Annotated in this window: 19 protein-coding genes; all 19 read left to right on the top strand. The window is 38.9% G+C overall.

What is annotated here, in order from left to right:
* Window positions 1–7: 7 nt before the first annotated feature.
* The 19 genes from prfB (at window position 8) to KI210_RS00235 (ending at window position 19340) form a co-directional block, all read left to right on the top strand.
* A protein-coding gene (prfB, locus tag KI210_RS00325) for a peptide chain release factor 2 (protein ID WP_212779900.1) occupies window positions 8–1124 on the top strand; the annotation gives its coding sequence in 2 pieces (ribosomal slippage) (window positions 8–79 and window positions 81–1124; 1116 coding nt in all).
* Window positions 1125–1133: 9 nt separating this feature from the next.
* Window positions 1134–1427, top strand: a complete 294-nt coding sequence (locus KI210_RS00320) for a hypothetical protein (protein WP_212779899.1) — start codon at window positions 1134–1136, stop codon at window positions 1425–1427.
* Window positions 1424–2383 carry an HPr(Ser) kinase/phosphatase gene (hprK, locus tag KI210_RS00315; RefSeq protein ID WP_212779898.1) on the top strand — a complete coding sequence of 320 codons (960 nt, stop codon included), beginning with the start codon at window positions 1424–1426 and terminating at the stop codon, window positions 2381–2383. The genes KI210_RS00320 and hprK overlap by 4 nt, the downstream gene beginning before the upstream one ends.
* Before the next feature lie 3 nt (window positions 2384–2386).
* Window positions 2387–3223 carry a prolipoprotein diacylglyceryl transferase gene (gene lgt, locus KI210_RS00310; protein WP_212779897.1) on the top strand — a complete coding sequence of 279 codons (837 nt, stop codon included), beginning with the start codon at window positions 2387–2389 and terminating at the stop codon, window positions 3221–3223.
* Between the two features lie 44 nt (window positions 3224–3267).
* On the top strand, window positions 3268–4287 hold the full coding sequence (locus tag KI210_RS00305) for an NAD(P)H-dependent glycerol-3-phosphate dehydrogenase (RefSeq protein ID WP_212779896.1): 1020 nt from the start codon (window positions 3268–3270) through the stop codon (window positions 4285–4287).
* Window positions 4288–4365: 78 nt separating this feature from the next.
* On the top strand, window positions 4366–5295 hold the full coding sequence (gene trxB, locus KI210_RS00300) for a thioredoxin-disulfide reductase (RefSeq protein ID WP_212779895.1): 930 nt from the start codon (window positions 4366–4368) through the stop codon (window positions 5293–5295).
* 184 nt (window positions 5296–5479) lie between these two features.
* Complete coding sequence (locus tag KI210_RS00295; RefSeq protein WP_212779894.1) at window positions 5480–6541, top strand: LCP family protein; 1062 nt, start codon at window positions 5480–5482, stop codon at window positions 6539–6541.
* A 248-nt stretch (window positions 6542–6789) separates the two neighbouring features.
* Window positions 6790–8211, top strand: coding sequence for an oligosaccharide flippase family protein (locus KI210_RS00290; protein WP_212779893.1), 1422 nt, complete (start codon window positions 6790–6792; stop codon window positions 8209–8211).
* Window positions 8212–8576: 365 nt separating this feature from the next.
* Window positions 8577–9572: an LCP family protein gene (locus tag KI210_RS00285; protein ID WP_212780078.1), complete on the top strand. Its 996-nt coding sequence runs from the start codon at window positions 8577–8579 to the stop codon at window positions 9570–9572.
* A 16-nt stretch (window positions 9573–9588) separates the two neighbouring features.
* Window positions 9589–10446 carry a YveK family protein gene (locus KI210_RS00280; protein ID WP_212779892.1) on the top strand — a complete coding sequence of 286 codons (858 nt, stop codon included), beginning with the start codon at window positions 9589–9591 and terminating at the stop codon, window positions 10444–10446.
* A gap of 10 nt (window positions 10447–10456) precedes the next feature.
* Window positions 10457–11194 carry a CpsD/CapB family tyrosine-protein kinase gene (locus KI210_RS00275; protein WP_212779891.1) on the top strand — a complete coding sequence of 246 codons (738 nt, stop codon included), beginning with the start codon at window positions 10457–10459 and terminating at the stop codon, window positions 11192–11194.
* Window positions 11195–11228: 34 nt separating this feature from the next.
* Complete coding sequence (locus KI210_RS00270; RefSeq protein WP_212779890.1) at window positions 11229–11999, top strand: tyrosine-protein phosphatase; 771 nt, start codon at window positions 11229–11231, stop codon at window positions 11997–11999.
* 22 nt (window positions 12000–12021) lie between these two features.
* Entirely contained in the window at window positions 12022–12681 is a 660-nt protein-coding gene (locus KI210_RS00265) for a sugar transferase (RefSeq protein WP_212779889.1), read from the top strand.
* A gap of 67 nt (window positions 12682–12748) precedes the next feature.
* Complete coding sequence (locus KI210_RS00260; RefSeq protein ID WP_212779888.1) at window positions 12749–13396, top strand: acyltransferase; 648 nt, start codon at window positions 12749–12751, stop codon at window positions 13394–13396.
* Window positions 13396–14556: a beta 1-4 rhamnosyltransferase Cps2T gene (gene cps2T / locus KI210_RS00255; protein ID WP_212779887.1), complete on the top strand. Its 1161-nt coding sequence runs from the start codon at window positions 13396–13398 to the stop codon at window positions 14554–14556. The genes KI210_RS00260 and cps2T overlap by 1 nt, the downstream gene beginning before the upstream one ends.
* A 53-nt stretch (window positions 14557–14609) precedes the next feature.
* On the top strand, window positions 14610–15908 hold the full coding sequence (locus tag KI210_RS00250; RefSeq protein ID WP_246487290.1) for a glycosyltransferase: 1299 nt from the start codon (window positions 14610–14612) through the stop codon (window positions 15906–15908).
* A 21-nt stretch (window positions 15909–15929) separates the two neighbouring features.
* Window positions 15930–16931, top strand: a complete 1002-nt coding sequence (locus KI210_RS00245) for a stealth family protein (RefSeq protein WP_212779885.1) — start codon at window positions 15930–15932, stop codon at window positions 16929–16931.
* A 68-nt stretch (window positions 16932–16999) separates the two neighbouring features.
* Window positions 17000–18166: a hypothetical protein gene (locus KI210_RS00240; protein WP_212779884.1), complete on the top strand. Its 1167-nt coding sequence runs from the start codon at window positions 17000–17002 to the stop codon at window positions 18164–18166.
* Between the two features lie 40 nt (window positions 18167–18206).
* Window positions 18207–19340 (top strand): glycosyltransferase, encoded by a 1134-nt coding sequence (locus KI210_RS00235; RefSeq protein ID WP_212779883.1) that lies wholly within the window; start codon window positions 18207–18209, stop codon window positions 19338–19340.
* The last annotated feature ends 18 nt before the right edge of the window (window positions 19341–19358 follow it).

Genomic DNA, 19358 nt, shown 5'->3' with positions numbered 1-19358 from the left:
ATATATTATGGAACTAAGCGAAATTCAAAGTGAACTAACTAAGTTGCAAGCCAAATTAGACCACTTTAGGGGGTCTCTTTGACTTAGATGCCATTACTGAAAGCATTGCCCTAAATGAGCATAAGATGGCTGAACCGAGCTTTTGGGATGATCAAGCAGCTGCACAGGAATTGATCAATGAAACCAACAAGCTCAAAGAGAAGAAGGATTCTTTTAGCAAATTGCAGGACGGATTGGCTGACGAAGCGGCCATGGTTGAACTGCTAACGGAAGAAGCTGATCCTGACTTAGCCCAAGAAGCGACTGATAGCTTAAAGGAGCTAGAGGAAGCCTTTGCCAATTATGAATTGGATCTGCTCTTGTCGGGCCAATATGACGGCCATAATGCCCTGATGGAAATTCACCCGGGTGCCGGCGGCACTGAAGCCCAGGATTGGGCGCAGATGCTTTTAAGAATGTATCAGCGGTATTGCGAAAGCAAAGGCTTGAAGTTCGAATTGAACAACTATGAAGCCGGGGATGAGGCAGGCCTAAAGAGTGCTTCAATTAAAATCAGCGGCGCCAATGCCTATGGCTTATTAAAAAGCGAGCATGGCGTCCACCGTTTGGTGCGGATTTCGCCATTTGACTCGAATAAGCGGCGCCATACCTCCTTTGCTTCGGTGGAAGTTATTCCAGAAGTAGATGATTCAATCGAAATCGCCATCGACCCGAAGGATTTGCGGATTGATGTTTATCGCTCCAGCGGTGCCGGTGGTCAGCACATTAACAAAACCTCTAGTGCCGTGCGGATCACCCACCTGCCAACAGGTATTGTGACTACCAGTCAAGCCCAGCGTTCGCAATTGCAGAACCGAGAAACCGCGATGAATGAGCTGCGGGCTAAGCTCTTCCACCTGGAAGAAGAAAAGAAGCGGCAAGAAAAGGCCGCGCTTAAGGGTGAGCAAAAAGAAATCGGCTGGGGCAGTCAAATCCGCAGCTATGTCTTTCACCCCTATAATTTGGTCAAAGATCTGCGGACCGGCTATGAAACAGCTGATACCAGCGGCGTGATGGATGGCAAACTGGATGGCTTTATTTACGCTTATTTGCAATGGTTATTAAGCCAGGAAAATCCTGACTAGGTGACGTATATGAAATTAAATTGGAAGCAATGGCTCCTCTTAATCGCAGGGGCAATCGTAATCTTGGCACTGATCGGCTTGGCGGTCCAAGTGGCACTTTATCTGTTGCCGATTATTATTGTGGCAGGCCTGATTATTTGGTTGATTTATTGGATCCGCGTTAAAATGGGCAAAACTAAGAAGCCGAACCTAACGCCTGATGATTTTTTCAACTTGAATGATCCGGATGAACCAGATGATGGCCGTCAGCAGGCTCGCGACGTGCATGTTAAAGATGTAGATGATGATGAGGCGAAAAAATGAGTGAAACCGTAACTTTATCGCAACTGATTGCAGATAACAATGTCTTGCATGTTTACCAAGGGCAGGAGTACTTGGAAGGAAAAAGCATTTCGGTGTCGGATATCTATCGGCCAGGGCTGGAATTGACCGGCTACTTTGATTTTTATCCGGCCGAACGAATTCAGCTCTTAGGCCGGACGGAAATTTCTTATGCGGCCATGTTAGATCATGATTCCTTGGTTAAGGTGTTTGAAAAAATGTGCACCCCCAAGACGCCGTGCTTCTTGATTTCACGCCGCTTGCCGATTCCCAAAGAATTAAAAGAGGCAGCTGAAGCCCACCAGATCCCGATTTTAACTTCGGGTGAGAGCACGACCTATCTTTCCGGGATGCTGACGCAATATCTGCGTGAAGAACTCGCCAAGCGCGAATCGATCCACGGCGTTTTAGTTGAAATTAAAGGGATGGGGATCTTGCTGCGCGGTGCCAGTGGCGTTGGTAAAAGCGAAACCGCCCTTGGCCTGGTTCAGCGCGGTCACCGCTTGATTGCCGACGACCGGGTGGATGTTTACCAAAAAGACCATGAAACGGTTGTCGGCGAAGCTCCGCAAATTCTCAAGCATCTGATGGAAATCCGCGGGATCGGCATTATTGATGTGATGAACTTGTTTGGGGCAGGAGCGGTGAAAGATTCAGCTGAAATTCAGCTGGTAATTAACCTGGTTAATTGGGACCAATCAGCCAACTATGACCGCCTAGGCTTTAATGAAGATACCATGGAAATCTGCAACGTAGAAGTGCCACAAGTTACCATTCCGGTTAAGGTGGGCCGCAATTTGGAAATTATTATTGAAGTAGCTGCCATGAACTTCCGGGCCAAGAAGATGGGCTATGATGCTACGCAAAAATTTGACGACAACCTAACCAAGATGATTGCCGATAATTCAAAGAAAAATCAAGCAAAGGGAACGAAGTAATCAATGGAATTAGTAATTAATCGGGTGGCCTTTCAAATCGGCAACCTGAGCGTAAAGTGGTACGGCGTCAACATGGCTTTTGCCATTTTGCTGGCCACTTGGATGGCAATCAACGAGGGAAAAAAGCGTCAGATCATTGCTGACGACTTTATTGACCTCCTGTTGTGGATGGTGCCACTGGGCTATGTGGGGGCAAGAATTTACTATGTCATTTTTGAGTGGCCGTATTATTCCCAAAACCCCGGCCAAATTATTGCGATTTGGAACGGCGGGATCGCCATTTATGGCGGTTTGATTGCTGGTCTCTTGGTTTTAGTGGTATTTTGCTACAAGCGGATGCTGCCGACATTTTTAATGCTGGACATTATTGCGCCAGGCGTGATGGCGGCGCAGGTTTTAGGCCGCTGGGGCAACTTTGTCAACCAAGAAGCCCACGGTGCTGCCACAAGTCTCAGCTTTTTGCAGAGCTTGCATTTGCCGGACTTCATAATTCAGCAAATGAAAATTGGCGGTACTTACTATCAGCCAACCTTCTTGTATGAATCGGCGCTTAATTTGCTGGGACTAATCATCATTTTGTCCTTGCGCCACCGCCAGCATTTATTCAAGCAGGGCGAGGTCGCTATGACCTACGTTATGTGGTACGCCGTCGTGCGCTTCTTTGTAGAAGGGGTGCGGACCGATAGTTTGATGCTGTTTGGCACGATCCGCGTGTCGCAAGCCCTAAGCGTGGTGCTCTTCTTCGGTGCGCTAGCCTTGTGGATATATCGGCGTAAGGTGGTCAAGCCGAAATGGTATTTAGACGGCAGCGGTTTGAAGTATCCTTACAGTAGGGATTAAAATAGAACAGTAATGTTTTACTAGAAAGAATAGAGAGAAAAATTATGACAAAAATTGCAGTTTTAGGTAACGGTTCATGGGGCTCAGTTTTAGGCTCAATGTTGGCAGATAATGGCAATGATGTGGTTCTCTACGGCAACATCGACGCTGTTAATGAAGAAATCAACCAGCATCATACTAACAGTCATTACATGAAAGACTGGAAATTAAACGAGAACGTTCCAGCAACCAGCAACTTGGAAGAGGCTATTACAGGCGCAGACTTATTATTGTTTGTTTTGCCAACCAAGGCAGTTAGAATCGTTGCTAAGAATGTTAAACCGATCTTGGACAAGCTTGGTACCAAGCCGCTTTTAGTAACTGCTACTAAGGGGATTGAACCCGGCAGCAAGAAGCTGATTAGCGACATTTTGACTGAAGAAATTTATCCTAACGACACCGACAAGATTGTCGCAATTTCTGGCCCAAGCCACGCTGAAAATGTTGCGCAAAAGGACCTGACGGCAATCACTTGTGCTTCAACGAATGAAGAAAACGCCAAGCTCGTGCAAAAGCTCTTCTCAAACAATTACGTCCGTTTTTACACTAACAATGATCTAATTGGTGTGGAAGTCGGCGGAGCAGTTAAGAACGTAATTGCGATTGCGGCCGGAATTTTAGTCGGCAAGGGCTACGGCGATGACGCCAAGGCTGCTTTAATGACTCGTGGTTTAGCTGAAATTACCCGCTTGGGCGTGAAATACTTTGGTGCGCAAGCCCAAACTTTCAGTGGCTTGTCTGGGATTGGTGATTTGATCGTAACTTGTACTTCCGTCAACTCTCGGAACTGGCGTGCCGGCAAGCAATTAGGCGAAGGCAAGCACCTTGACTGGATCGTTGAACACATGGGACAGGTAGTTGAAGGTGCAACGACTGTCAAGGCCGTTCATGAACTGGTTCAAGAAAAAGATATCGACATGCCAATCAGCGAAGCGGTTTACCGGGTTTGCTATGAAAATGCCGATGTAGATGAAGAAATCAAGCAAATGATGGGCAGAAGTCCTAAGCCTGAAATTCGTCTGTAAGCAAAACTCTTGCACTTATTCCCAGCATGGGGTAACATATTACTTACTAAAAGTAAGATTAATAAAGAGGTGCTTAGCATGACCAAAGAATATGACGTAATTATTATTGGTGCCGGTCCTGGCGGGATGACGGCTGCTCTCTATGCAGCCCGGGCCAACTTGAAGGTCCTGATGCTTGATCGCGGCCCCTACGGCGGTCAAATGAACAATACTGATGCAATTGACAACTATCCGGGTTTTAGCGAAATTAAGGGCCCAGAATTGGCCGAAAAAATGTATCAAACTGCCAAGAAGTTTGAACCAGACTTTGAATATGGCGATGTGCAGAGTGTGACGGTTGATGGCAATCTGAAGACCGTCACGACGGACATTGAGTCATATACGGCACCAGCAGTAATTATTGCAACAGGGAGCGACCATAAGAAGCTGGGCGTGCCTGGCGAAGAAGAATATTCAGGCCGCGGAGTTTCCTACTGTGCGGTCTGCGACGCGGCTTTCTTTAAAGGCGACGACATTGCCGTTATTGGTGGCGGCGACTCAGCCATTGAAGAAGGCTTCTACCTCGCCCAACTTGCTAAGAGCGTGACCGTGGTGCACCGGCGCGACCAATTGCGGGCTCAACCGACCTTGCAAAAGATGGCCTTTGCCAATGATAAGATGAATTTTGTCTGGAATGCGCAAACCGAAGAAATTGTCGGCGATGAAAACCGAGTAACCGGCGTTAAGTACAAGGACAAGGAAACTGGCGAAGAGAAGATCTTGAAAGTCGGCGGCGTCTTCATTTATGTTGGTACCGTGCCACAAACCAAGCCATTTGAACACTTAGGGATTTTGGATGACCATGGCTGGGTAAAGACCAATGAGGCGATGGAAACTAGCGTGCCAGGAATTTTTGCCCTCGGGGATGTCCGGGCAAAAGAATTGCGCCAAATTTCCAATGCGGTAGGCGACGGCAGTATTGCCGGCCAAGGCGCTTACAAGTACCTGCAAGAATTACGAGTAAAGTAAAGAGAAAACAAACGATTGCTGCGGCAATCGTTTTTTATTTGCGAATATTTAATTATTGAATAGATGTTTATACACATTGATTTCATGTTATACTGTGCTAGGAAATTTTTTGTACTATACTCTAGTAGTTGATTAATTATTCACTTGAATAATTACTAGAATTTAAAATCCTTTGGGGAGAATTATGAGCGAAAATAAAGAACCAAACATAACGCGGCATACAAATGCTAATTCACACCATCATCACCACCATCATCGAAGAAAAAAGATTTGGCGCTGGGTTGGCGTAATAGTTGTCCTTTTGCTTGTAGTAGCTGGCGTAATTGGCGTAATGATGTATCGCAATGTGCGGGATGCTACCAACACCATGTATAATCCCGTTGCTAAGACAACTACGAGCAACAAAGGTAGAAGTTTAGACAATTTACTGAAGCAGAAAAAACCAATCAATATTTTGCTTTTAGGAACCGATACCGGTGCATTAGGGCGGGATTATAAAGGTCGAACTGACACCATGATGATGATGTCAATAAATCCGCAAAAGGAATCCACGACAATTGTCAGCATTCCACGGGACTCCAATGCTATTTTCCCAGACTATAAGCAATACGGCGTCACCAAAATGAATTCTGCCTACACTTTGGGTGGAGTTAGTGAAACCATTAAAACCATCGATAAATACTACAGTGTACCAATTGATGGCTACATGCTAATTAACATGGGCGGTTTAAAGAAAGCTATCGACCAAGTTGGCGGTATTGATGTGGTTTCACCTCTGACATTTAGCAATTTGGGATATAACTTTGTTAAAGGCAAGTCTTACCATATGGATGGTAAAGAAGCATTAGCCTTTGCCCAATTGCGACATGGAGATCCTGAACAAGACTATGGTCGTCAAGAACGTGATCGGCGGGTCGTGGTGGCCTTATTGAAGAAATCTGTTTCCCCTTCGACTTTGTTAAATTCAGAATTTTTGAAATCCATTTCCAGTGAAATGCAAACTGATCTAACTATGGGGCAAATGTACAAGATAGGAATGGACTATCGTAAGGCTAACAAGAATGTCAAGACTGATCACGCACAGGGTGTAAGTAAGCAAACTAATAACCCACAATTTGGCGTAATGGAAATTGAAGTGGTTAGTCGTTCTGAGCGACAACGAGTTTCTGATGAGCTTAGAAAGGCTCTGGACTTGAATACTGTTACAGTTAAAGCCAATGCCGCTAGTTATGTTATGAGAAACTAAAAGAAATCTCTAAATTAGGTTTTTAAGACTTAATTTTAGAGATTTTTTTAAAACAGTGCTGTTTGAAAAGTATTAGTCAATACGATTCGTTAAGAAAAGAATTCATGTATTTGTACTTACTAGCTTCTTAAACTAGTCATACTCTTTTCTTTCAGTGCAAGGTAGGGCTATAATAATTATTTGAGTTTATCAAATTTAATGATTTAGGTCATTTGACCTAGTGAGAAGAAGGAAAGTAAAGACACATCGTGAGAGTTATCAAAAACTATTTGTATAATGCATCCTACCAGCTACTAGCAATTATCCTGCCTTTAATTACTTCTCCCTACATTTCACGGGTATTGGGTCCGAGAGGTTATGGAGATTATTCATTCACCTTTTCAATTATTAATTGGTTTACCTTGATAGCAAGTATTGGGGTTGCCTATTATGGCGATCGGCAGATTGCATATGTCCGTAAAGATCGCTATAAAATGTCCAAAACCTTTTGGGAAATTCAGTCTGTAAAATTCGCAATGACCCTAATTACGCTGGTGATTTTTGCAATTTTTACTCAACTATACGGTAAGTATTACTTTTTACTTTGGCTGCAAAGTGTCAACATTATCGCCGGGATGTTTGATATCTCTTGGCTTTACGTTGGGATAGAAGATTTCAAGCGAACTGTAACGCGAAATACTCTAGTAAAATTAGTCAGTTTTATCAGCATTTTTGTCTTTGTGCGGCACGCTGGTGATACTTGGATCTATATTTTGATTAATGCTTTTTCGTTGCTCTTAGGAAATTTGACCCTTTGGCCAACGCTAAAAAGACTTTTGGTTCCAGTAAACGTAAAGGACTTAAGGCCGTTAAAGCACTTGAAAGAATCAATTGTGCTATTTATCCCCTCAGTTGCTACAAAATTATACTCGACGCTTAATAAGACGGTTGTTGGTGTGGTAGTTGGGGCAACGGCGACTGGCTTCTATAATAATTCAGACCAAATAGTTCAAGCTATATTAGCAATTGTTACAGCGACCGGTACTGTAATTTTGCCAAAAGCCTCTAATGAATTTGCAAAGGGAAATCATGAAAAGGTAAAGGAAATACTTTACAGATCGTTTGACTTTGTTTCATTGATTGCAATCCCAATGGCTTTTGGTTTGGCAGCAATTTCGCTAAAATTGGCACCATTTTTCTATGGAAGAAAATTTGCTCCAGTTGGACCTGTGATGATGATCGAAGCAATAAATATCGTCTTAATTGCATGGTCCAATGCAATTGGTATCCAGTATTTGCTACCGGTAAAAAGAACAAATGATTTTACCAAAACGCTAGTGGCAGCTGCGGTTTTTAGTACTATTGCCATTTATCCATTTACAAAAATTTTCGGTTTGAAGGGCGGCATGGCAGTAACCGTGCTATCAGAGGCGGTTGTTACAAGTTATCAATTATATATGGTTCGACATGATTTGCATTTTGTTCGGCTCTTCCAAGACTTTTTTAAATATCTTATTAGTGGCGTGGTAATGTTTGCAATTGTGTTTTACTTGAACAACTTATGGACTTTTAATTTGTTTACCATGGTTATTGAAGTTCTAATTGGAGTAATTGTTTATGCGATCATGATAATAATTACAAGACCAAAAATTTTATTCTATGCCAAAGAGATTATTAAAAAGCGAAAATAGTTTTCACCTCAAAAGTAACTGAAAATGCAGTTACTTTTTTTATTTTTCTTATTCATGCCTTCAGTTTATTTATAATCAAGCTGTGAAAAATATTTTTTGAATTGATGTGTTCATCTATAACTAAAAATATTGCTAAAAGGAAGGCAGCAGTAATAAACTTCGATGAACAATATTTCATATTTAGGATTAAAAATGTTTTGAACTATTTATTTTGATTTAAAAAGTAAAATTGAACTTGATATTTAAATATCAAAGAAACATGGTATACTATTTTGAGTTGCTCGATTCGATAGAATCTTGACAATTTGAACCAATTTTTGGATAGAATAGGTTCGTTAGATTTCGTAACGTTGTTTTGGGAGATAATCGTGAGCGAAGAAATAAAACGTAGTAGTGGTATAAATAGAAACCATCACCACCACCATCACCGTCATCACAAGCGCTGGCTAAAATGGCTGGGAGTCTTAGCAATATTTGTGGTGGTAGTGTTAGCTTGTTTTGGAGTTCTGGCTTATCGGAACGTCCGAAATGCTTCGAATAATATGTATAACAAATCAAATAAGACTACCAGTGGTTTGACAAGTCAGATGAATGCCTCAAAGCCAATAAGTATTTTAGTGATGGGGACTGATACCGGCGCGCTTGGGCGTAGCTATAAGGGAAGAACTGATACGATCATGATGATCACGTTGAACCCTAAAACACATAAGACATTAATTGTCAGCGTTCCACGTGACATGAAGGTTAATCTTCCCGGGTATAGCCAATATTCCCCTTCAAAGATTAATGCAGCATATACTTACGGAGGAGTAGATGAAACTATCTCTGTAATTAAGAATGAATTTAGTGTTCCAATTTATGCATATGGCTTAATAAACATGGGCGGTTTGGAAAAGGCAATCAATCAAGTAGGAGGCGTTGACGTTAAATCACCTTTGACGTTTAGCTATGAAGGTTATAGCTTTAAGAAAAATGTCACTTACCACATGAACGGCAAAAAAGCTTTGGCCTTCAGTCGAATGCGATATGATGATCCAAGAGGGGACTATGGACGTCAAGAAAGACAGCGTTTGGTTGTTATGGCGCTGCTTAAGGAATCTGCCTCTTATCGAACATTGCTCAATAATGAGTTTTTGGATTCGGTATCTAAGCAAGTTCAGACTGACCTAAGTTTGAACTCAATGCTCAAATTAGCAACTAGCTACCGTTCAGCATTAGGTACAATTAAGTCGGACCATGCTCAAGGAACTACGTCGAATATTGATGGTGTATCATTTGAAGTAGTTTCAAAGAGTGAGCGCCAAAGAGTAAGTAATGAGGTTAGAAAGTCTTTGGGATTGAAAACCAAAACAGTAGAGTAGGGAGAGAAATATTAAATTGAATACTGAAAACACGATCGACTTGCGTAGATTGCTTACGCTTTTAAAAGAACATGTTTTGAGCATTGTCCTCTGGACAGTAGGCTTAGGTTTGCTTGCCTGGGGCTATACTGAGATAGCTATAACACCTAAATATACAGCTAGCACACAGGTCTTAGTAAACCAAAAGACTAATAAAAATGATGCCGGTCAAGCTTATCAAGCTCAACAAGCTGGTATCCAAGTAATTACAACCTACAAGGATCTTATCAAAAATGATGTTATTTTGAGTGATACCAAGAGTGAGTTGGCACATCCTACTAAGCTGGTTAAAAAAGCTCAGCCGGCAAAATACAAAACTTTGTCAGACGGTACAAAAAAATTAGTTAAGAAAGCTACCAAGGCTGTTTATGAGCAGAGTGGCAAGGCTTACAACGTAAGTAAAGCAACCCTGGCAAAGGAAATTTCTGTATCAAGCAATCAAAATTCTCAAGTCTTTTCCATAAATGTAGTCGATACTAACCCTGAGCGGGCCAAAGCGATTGCTAACACGACTGCAAAAGTATTTAAGAAGAAAATTGCTCAAATTATGTCGGTTGAAAATGTAACAATCGTCGCTCGAGCTGTTGCGCCAACTAGACCATCTTCTCCACGAGTTAAATTATATGTGGCAGTGGGTTTGTTAGCTGGTTTTGTAATAAGTATTCTAATTATTGTCTTACGAGAACTATTTGATGTTACCGTTCGCGATGATACCTTTATGACACAAGAAATGGGCTTGACAAATTTAGGTGTCGTTTCTCATATTGAACTTGAGGATAGTGTACGCAATATGTCAGCATTGAAGCCAAAGCGTTCAAGCAAACATAGAGTTTAGGAGGAGAACAATGGCATTTGATTGGTTTAGGAAAAAACCTAGTACTGATAGCATCGATAATGGTGTAAAACTTATCACAGTAGCTCATCCCACAAGTCCGACCTCAGAAGAGTTTCGAACTATCAGGACCAACATTCATTTCATGAGCGTAGACCATGAAATCAAGACTGTAGCATTTACCTCAGCCCACCAAAGTGAAGGAAAATCCACCGTTACAGCAAACGTGGCAGTTACTTGGGCTTTGGAAGGCAAGAAAGTACTCTTTATCGATGCAGATATGCGTCGACCAACCATACATAAGACTTTTGGACTTTCAAACCGACAAGGATTGACCACAATTTTATCTAGTCATGATTCTCAAATAAGATTAGATACCTTTATTCAAAAATCAGGAATTGACAATATGTCAATTTTAACTAGTGGGCCTATCCCACCCAATCCATCAGAATTACTTAGTTCTGAGAGGATGAATACTTTTGTGCAAAGCGTGAGAAATGCTTACGATATTGTGGTATTGGATGTTCCGCCTATTTTAGAAGTACCAGATACGCAAGTTTTATCTGCTCATTTGGATGGCCTTGTATTAGTGGTTCGAGAAGGTAAAACCAGAAAAGACGATGTTGCTCGTACTGTCGACATGCTCAGATTAAGCAAGACGAATATCTTAGGGTACGTAATGAATGATCATAAAGGCAAAAATTCGGGATACGGTTACGGTTATGGTTATGGTTACACTTCGGATAAATAGTGGTTACACTTGGGATAAACAGTAGGTGGAGAAAATGGGATATATAGATTTGCATTGCCATATACTTCCAGGTATTGATGACGGATCACCTGATATGGAGACCTCTTTGGGTTTAGCCAAAGCTGCGGTTGAAAATGGAATTGAATATGCACTGCTGACTCCACACCATATGAATGGCCGTTACGTAAATCATCGAAATGACGTATTAAGGTATACATCAGAGTTTAAGCGGAAACTCGAGGAAAACAATATTCCACTAAAGGTTTTCCCTGGACAGGAAGTTCGTATTAATGGTGATTTACTAGAAGCTATTGATAATGATGATATTCTTTATGCAGATGAAGACAACACCTATATGATGTTGGAATTTCCTAGTGAAGATGTACCAGCTTATACGGAAAAAATGATTTTCCAAATAATATCTCGAGGAATCACACCAGTTATAGTACACCCTGAGCGGAATACTGCCATTATCAATGATCCGACTAAATTGGAAAGATTATTGAATAGCGGGTGCTTGACCCAGATCACTGCCAGTTCTTATGTTGGAACTTTCGGAAAGACTGTTCAGGAGTTTACAGAGCGTTTGATTGCAGCAGGTCAGGGAGTAACCTTTGCTTCGGATGCTCATGCGCTTGCAAAACGCGATTATGAACTTGATCAAGCTTATAAAAAAATGTCCAAAGAATTTGGCGTCGATAAAGCAAGAGAATATCAGGATAACGCAAAGGCAATTATTAATGGTGAACCGGTTCAAATGTATTGGAAACCAATAAAAAAGAAAAAACGCTTTTGGCTATTTTAACTAACTCTAAGGGGGAGTATAAATGGAACAAAAATCTACTCGACATGTAGGATTGAATCCAGATGAAGTAAATAGTCACCACATTTATATGTTTTTCAAAAGAGTATTTGATTTTATTATTAGTGCAATTGCTTTAATAGTCTTATCTCCAGTATTTTTAATAGTTGCTATATGTATTAAACATGAAGATGGTGGACCAATTTTTTATTCACAGACTAGATTGGGTAAAGGGGAAAAACCATTTAAAATGTGGAAGTTTCGGTCAATGTGCGTTGGTGCCGATAAAATGAAAGAATCACTCATCAGTCAAAATGAAGTTGATGGTGCAATGTTTAAGATGAAAGATGATCCTCGAATAACAAAAGTGGGAAAAGTTATTCGAAAATATAGCATCGATGAATTGCCTCAATTGTGGAATGTACTGTGCGGTGACATGAGCTTGGTGGGCCCAAGACCACCTCTGGAAAGAGAAGTTGCGCAATATACTGACTATGATAAATTGCGATTATTAGTTGAACCAGGATGTACCGGTCTTTGGCAAGTAACCCTGCGTAACGATGCATCTTTTCAGCAAATGGTTGAATTAGATCTTGAATATATTTCGAAAAGAAGTCTTTGGTACGATTTCACGATATTGGTACGAACTATTGGGGTAATTATTAAGCCTAATGGTGCGTATTAAAAATTTAAAGCCAGTTGGCTGTTTTAGTCAACTGGCTTTAATCTAGATAATGAATGAATGGTGAAGAATGGTAAATATTAGCGAATCAGTTAAGAGTTTAGATAAAATTATTATTTATAAGAATGCCGCTAAGAAACTGCTAAGGGGTTTCTTTACATTGGGAGTACACAAAAGTGGGAAAATATTTGTTGGTAAATCTGTACACATCAGTCATCGTGCCTCAATATTTTGTGGAAAGAATGTAAAATTTGAAGATTATTCAGAAATCCATGGTTTGTCTACAAACGGGCTTCATTTTGGGGATAATGTGACGATTGGGCGTTATACTGAAATTAGACCTTCTAGTTATTATGGCGTTGGTAATATCGGATATGGTTTAGAAATGGGAGAGCATTCGTCTATTGGTCCCTTTGGTTTTGTTGGCTGTTCTGGACCTATAAAAATTGGCAAAGATGTTATGGTTGGACCAAGAGTCTCTTTTTTTGCTGAAAATCATAATTTCACAAATCGAGATGTAGATATCAAATACCAAGGTGTAAATAACAAAGGTATCACTATTGAAGACAATTGCTGGATTGGTAGTGGTGTGATAATTCTGGACGGTGTCACCATCGGAAAAGGATCTGTAATCGGAGCTGGAACTCTAGTCGCTAAAGATGTTCCTCAAAATAGTATTGTTTATAATAAAAAGTCGAGAGTAATAAGAGAGAGATAATGAAGGATATATTTATAGTTGGTTCAAAGGGTATTCCTGCCCAATATGGTGGTTATGAAACTTTTGTTGATAATTTGGTAACCCGACAAGAAAATAAGAATATCAAGTATCATGTTGCATGCATGACTTTTAATAAAGAAACACGCCACTACGACTATAATGGGGCAGATTGCCAAGAGATCCATATACCTAATATTGGTGGCGCTAAAGCGATTCTTTATGATCTTAAAGCTTTAGATTGGGCCTTAAAAGAAATTAAGGCTAACAACATGCGTAATGGTTTAATTTATATTTTAGCTTGTCGAATCGGTCCTTTTATCAAAAGCTACATTCCTAAGTTTCACAAATATGGTTTTGAAGTTTGGGTTAACCCAGATGGTCATGAATGGCTTAGAGCAAAATGGTCAAAACCGGTAAGAAAATACTGGAAAGTTAGTGAGGGCGGCATGGTAAAAAATGCTGATCTGCTCGTTTGTGACAGTAAAAATATTGAAAAGTACATTCAAACCACTTATGCAAAATACAAGCCAAATACTACCTTCATTGCTTATGGTGCAGATATAAATTCGTCAAATCTTTCACAAGACGATTCCAAAGTTAGAGAATGGTTTTCAAAATTTGATATAAAGGAAAACAATTACTTTTTGATTGTTGGACGCTTTGTGCCAGAAAACAATTACGAAACCATGATTCGTGAATTTATGGCTAGTGATGTAAAGCAAGATTTAGTTATTATCACTAATGTTGAGAAGAATAAATTCTATGAAGAGCTGAAAGAAAAAACTCATTTTGATAAAGATAAACGGGTCAAATTCGTTGGTACTGTTTATGACAAGGACCTGTTGAAATATATAAGAGAAAACGCCTTTGGATACTTGCATGGGCATTCTGTAGGTGGTACGAACCCTTCATTACTTGAAGCATTAGGCAGTACAAAATTGAATCTCCTTTATGATGTCGGTTTCAATCATGAAGTAGGGGAAGATGCAGCTTTATATTGGTCAAAAGAAAATGGCTCACTAAAGAATTTGCTGGAAGAGGCAATTAAATTAACTCAAGAGCAAATTGATGATTTTGGTAAAGCTGCGAAAAAACGAGTCCAAGATGAATATTCTTGGGAAAAGATTGTTAAGAGATACGAGGACCAATTTTTACAGTAAGAATGAAAATAGTTGAGTATACGCTTGGATTACCGCCTTACCGAAGAGGCGGTTTGCCACAATATAGCCTTGATATTTCGCAAGAATTAGGAAAAACGAACGAAGTTTATTTGCTATATCCTGGGAAAATCCGTCTTTTTCAAAAAAATAAATTGCATTTAGTTAAAGAAAATTCTGACTTCAACTTTCAGGTTTATGAAATGCAGAATCCGCTACCTGTAACACTGGGCTTAGGTGTTAGTGATGAGCAATCATTGATGGAAGAAAGGGATATCAAAGAATTTACTGATTTTATCGCAAATGTTAATCCCGATGTCTTTCATATACATACCTTGATGGGATTACCAAAAGAGTGTTTAGATTACCTTAACGCAAAGAAAATAAAGACGGTTTATACGACCCATGATTTTTATGGATTATGTCCTAAAACTTTGAGCAAATCTCCCTTAAAAGAACTTCGAAGCGAAAAATGCAGCTATGACTGTATGCTCTGTATGCCAGGCCCATCGTCAAAGAAATTGTTTGTGATGCAGAGCCACCTATACAAGCAGGTAAAAAACACCAAATTAATCAAGAGATTAAGAGGCTCAGCAAAGACAAGCATTCCATCACCTGAAGATCAAGAATCACTGCTGAGTCCTGAAAGAGCAAAAAACAGATTGAAACTTAGAGAATATTATATGGCAATGTTCTCCGAAATTACCAAGTTTCACTTTGTTAGTTCGGTGGCAGAAGACTACTTTAGACAGTATTTTCCAAATGTTGAAGGTAAGACAATTTCAATTACTCATGCCGGATTGAAGGATAATCGGTTTAAAACCAATAATAGAAATTCCAATGTTACAAAGTTAAGGTTGGCATACATAGGTCCGTATGATGAAAAAAAAGGTTTTTATGATCTAAAGGATGTCTTGTCAGGATTGCTTTCAAAATCTGATAACATTGAAGCACATTTTTTTGGGGACATTCGAGAAGATGAATTCTTTACCAACAAGAACGTAGTTAACCATGGTATTGTGCCATTTGAAGAACTTCAGGATGATATTCAAAAAATGTCTGTGGTTGTTTTACCGAGTAAATGGCATGAAACTTTTGGGTTCGTTGTTTTAGAGTCCCTACTACAGGGAACTCCGTGCTTAGTGTCTTCAAATGTTGGTGCAAAAGATCTATTGCCTAAAGATTGGGTTTTTGAAGATAAAAAAAGTTTATACAATAGCATTTTGAAAATGCTAAATTCACCTAGAGATCTTATTAAATATAGAGAAAGTGTAGTCAATCTTCATTTGAATTATAAGATTGGCGATCACTGTAAAGATATTATTGATGTTTTTTATGGTAAGGCTGAAGTTTAATTTTAAAGTAAGGTGTTTGGTATGAAGATTGATTTCGTCGTAACTTGGGTCGATGGTGCTGATCCAATATGGTTGGAAAAGAAAAATAAATATGGCCAAGCAGAAAATAATGTAGATGATCTGCATAAAAAAATGAGTTCAGATAAAGCTTATAGAGATTGGGGAACTTTTAAATTTTGGTTTAGAGGGGTAGAAAAGTTTGCTCCTTGGGTCAATCATGTCTATGTGGTAACGGATAATCAAAAGCCTGATTGGCTAAATGAAGACTATTCAAAGGTAACAATTATAGATCATTCACAAATTATTGATAACAAATACTTACCAGTTTTTAACGCTAATGCGATTGAACCAAACGTATATAAAATCCCTAATTTAAGTGAACATTTCGTATTATTTAATGACGATATGTATTTGACAAGGTCAGTAACTCCCACTGACTTCTTTGATAATAATGGATTACCAGTATATAACACTGCTTTGTCACCAATTATTCCTCAGTCAGGTGGCACGGCAAATTTTCAAGTAAACATAATGGAAATAATTAATGATCACTTTTCAAAGAAAGAAATTATTGATAAGGGGCATTTTTTCAATATACATCAAGGCTTAAAATTATTTATAAAGAGTTTGATTTATAGTAGAAGTAAGTTCATTTGTGGCTTTTATGAAACGCATCTTCCGTACCCGTTGAGAAAGAGTACTTTTCAGGAAGTTTGGAAAGAAGAAAAAGATACCCTTGATTCAACCTCCTCACATCGTTTTCGCCAAGCATCAGATGTTAGTAATTGGCTATTTAAATATTGGGAAATTGCCAGGGGAACTTATTCGGTAGGAGATTATCATTTAGGTACTCTAGTGAGTTTGGATGATGCCGGATCCGGCCTTTGGAATCTTATTTTATCTCAAAAGTATAAAATAGTTTGTGTAAATGACGGTTTTAAGGTAGATGCTGATAAAGTAAACAGTGAATTTGTCCAGGTAATGGAAAAACTTCTGCCAGAGAAATGTTCCTTTGAAAAATAAAGGTTGTTTAACCAGCTAAGGTAATATTGGGGGGGAGAATTTTGCTGTTTAACGCAAACGAGGTTAATATGCCATATAAAGACGTAGATATTAATGAAGAAAGCTTTACGAAAAATGCGAAATTTGAAAATTTCCTACTTTCGTTATATGGAATAGTCACGTTAATTAATGTTTATTCGCTTTCAATGTTTAATAATGGAAATTCAACACTATTACATTTACGAACATTTCTCATTGTCTCGGCTGCATTGATAACGCTTTTATTCTCCTCCTTCAGGATAGAAAAATTTTTTCTGGCGATTATCGGTATAATTTTTAGCGTACTTTCAATTAAGGTTGGAGGTGCAGATAAAGGATTTCTATATGTTGTTCTGTTGATCTTTGCCTATTCTGGTATATCACCAAGGAAAATTTTGAAAGTGGGAATTATTGCCACAGCTTTGCCTCTGTTTATGGTTGCAATTTCTTCAAAAATAGGATTGATTTCAAACCTGACCTTCTATAGGGACGGCGTGATGAGACAGTCTCTAGGGACAATTTACCCATTAATATTTGCCAGTTATGTTTTTTATATATTTGCAGGTCTTGTAATTCTTACAGATACTCGCAGAATGCGGATTGTTTTAGCATTTATAATTATGATAAGTGGTATTTTTGTTTTTAAACTTACTGGAGCTAGAAATGACTTTATTGGTATGATTTTACTGTCTTTGGTAAGTCTACTATCGGGCGCTGAGCATTCAAAATTCTTTCGAGTTATTCTTCCAATAGGCTCAATTTTAATATTTGCACTTATTTTTATCGTTATATTTGCAACACAAATGTTCAGCTACGATTCTAATGTATATGCTATCTTAAACAAGTTGCTGAGCAATCGTTTAGATTTGCAGAATACGTTGTCCAGTTATTACAATATAAAATTGTTAGGACAGAATATTTTCCAGCAAGGTTTGGGCAGAACTACAAGTTCAGTTAGAAATTACTTTTATATTGATAGTTCCTTTGTAAGAATCATTTATATGGGGGGAGTCCTATATTTCAGTTGGTTTATGTATCTGCTAATCAGATTGATAAAACAATTGTACAGTAGTAAGTCATTTAAGTTCTGGTGCGTGCTATTAATTGTTATGATTAATGGCTTGACGGAGGATTCATTTATAAATTATGGAATTAATCTAATGATGCCATTATTTATGATTAGTGCAGATATGTTAACCAAAGAGAAGATAATTTAATTGTTAAATTTTCTGTAGACTTGGAATTAAGGAGAAGGATTTGAAGAGAATAAAGGTTGCCCAAATTGGTGCGGAGAACTTTGGTTATGGTGGCCGGTCTGTAATTGCTTACGGACTAACTAAATATATGCCCCATGAAATTGAAAATGATTTTATTTCTTATAGTAAGTTTGAAAAAACGTCTGTAACTACAGATATCGAAAAGAGAGGTAGAATTGTTTATTTAGGCGGGGATATGGATAAAAATACGATAGAGTATTTTAAAAATAATAATTATTCGATTGTTCATATACATGCTGACAATTCTTATGAAGCAATAAAAAGCATTATTAGAATTAAGAGAGCCGGTAGTAAGGCCAAACTGATAGTCCATGGACATGTTGCTGGTCCTGTTAATTTTAGTATTTTAAAGAAAGCTGCGATTTGCCTACTAAGACCTGTTGTTAATTTGCTAGCTGATAAGAAAATTGCTGTTTCTGCTGATGCAGCAGCATATATGTTTGGTAAAGCTAGTGTTAAGTCAGTATCAATAATAAATGATGGCATAGATCTTGAAAAATATCAGTATGACGAAAAGATCCGTTTAAATAAGCGGAAGGAACTTCAACTTAAGCACAAATTTGTAATTGGAGATGTAGCTCGTTTAGTTGATCAAAAAAATCAAACCCTTTTAATAGAGGCTTTTAGCGATTTTCAAAAAATAGATTCTGATTCAGTGCTGATCTTAGTTGGTTCAGGTCCTTATGAAGGAAACCTAAGAGATCGAGTTAGATCTTTGGGATTAGAGGATAAAGTTATGTTTCTAGGGAATAGAGATGACGTTCCTGAATTACTGCAAGCGTTTGATTGTTTTGCCTTTCCATCTAAATTTGAGGGATTTGGTATTTCGGCTTTGGAGTCTCAAGTTGCAGGACTTCCTACGGCTATTTCAAATAAAATTCCAAAAAAGGTGAATCAAACTAAATTGGTTAGGGTTTTTCCAATAGAGGACAGCAATGTAGCAAAAGCAAAATGGTCTCAGTATTTTGCTGATGTAAAAAACGCTTCTAACTTTGATAGGGAGCAAGCATCAATAGAAGCATCTGATCTCATTAGGAATGCTGGATATGATTTAAAAGCCTCGTCTAAGAGACTTGAAGAGATTTACCATGCTTTAATGGAAAAAGGTAAGTAAGATTAATATTGATTATTA

Origin of the sequence: Lactobacillus corticis (assembly GCF_018327645.1) — a bacterium.
GTDB classification, from domain to species: domain Bacteria; phylum Bacillota; class Bacilli; order Lactobacillales; family Lactobacillaceae; genus Lactobacillus; species Lactobacillus corticis.
Note: the sequence above shows the minus strand (reverse complement) of the source record. Positions and strands in the feature narration are given on the sequence as shown.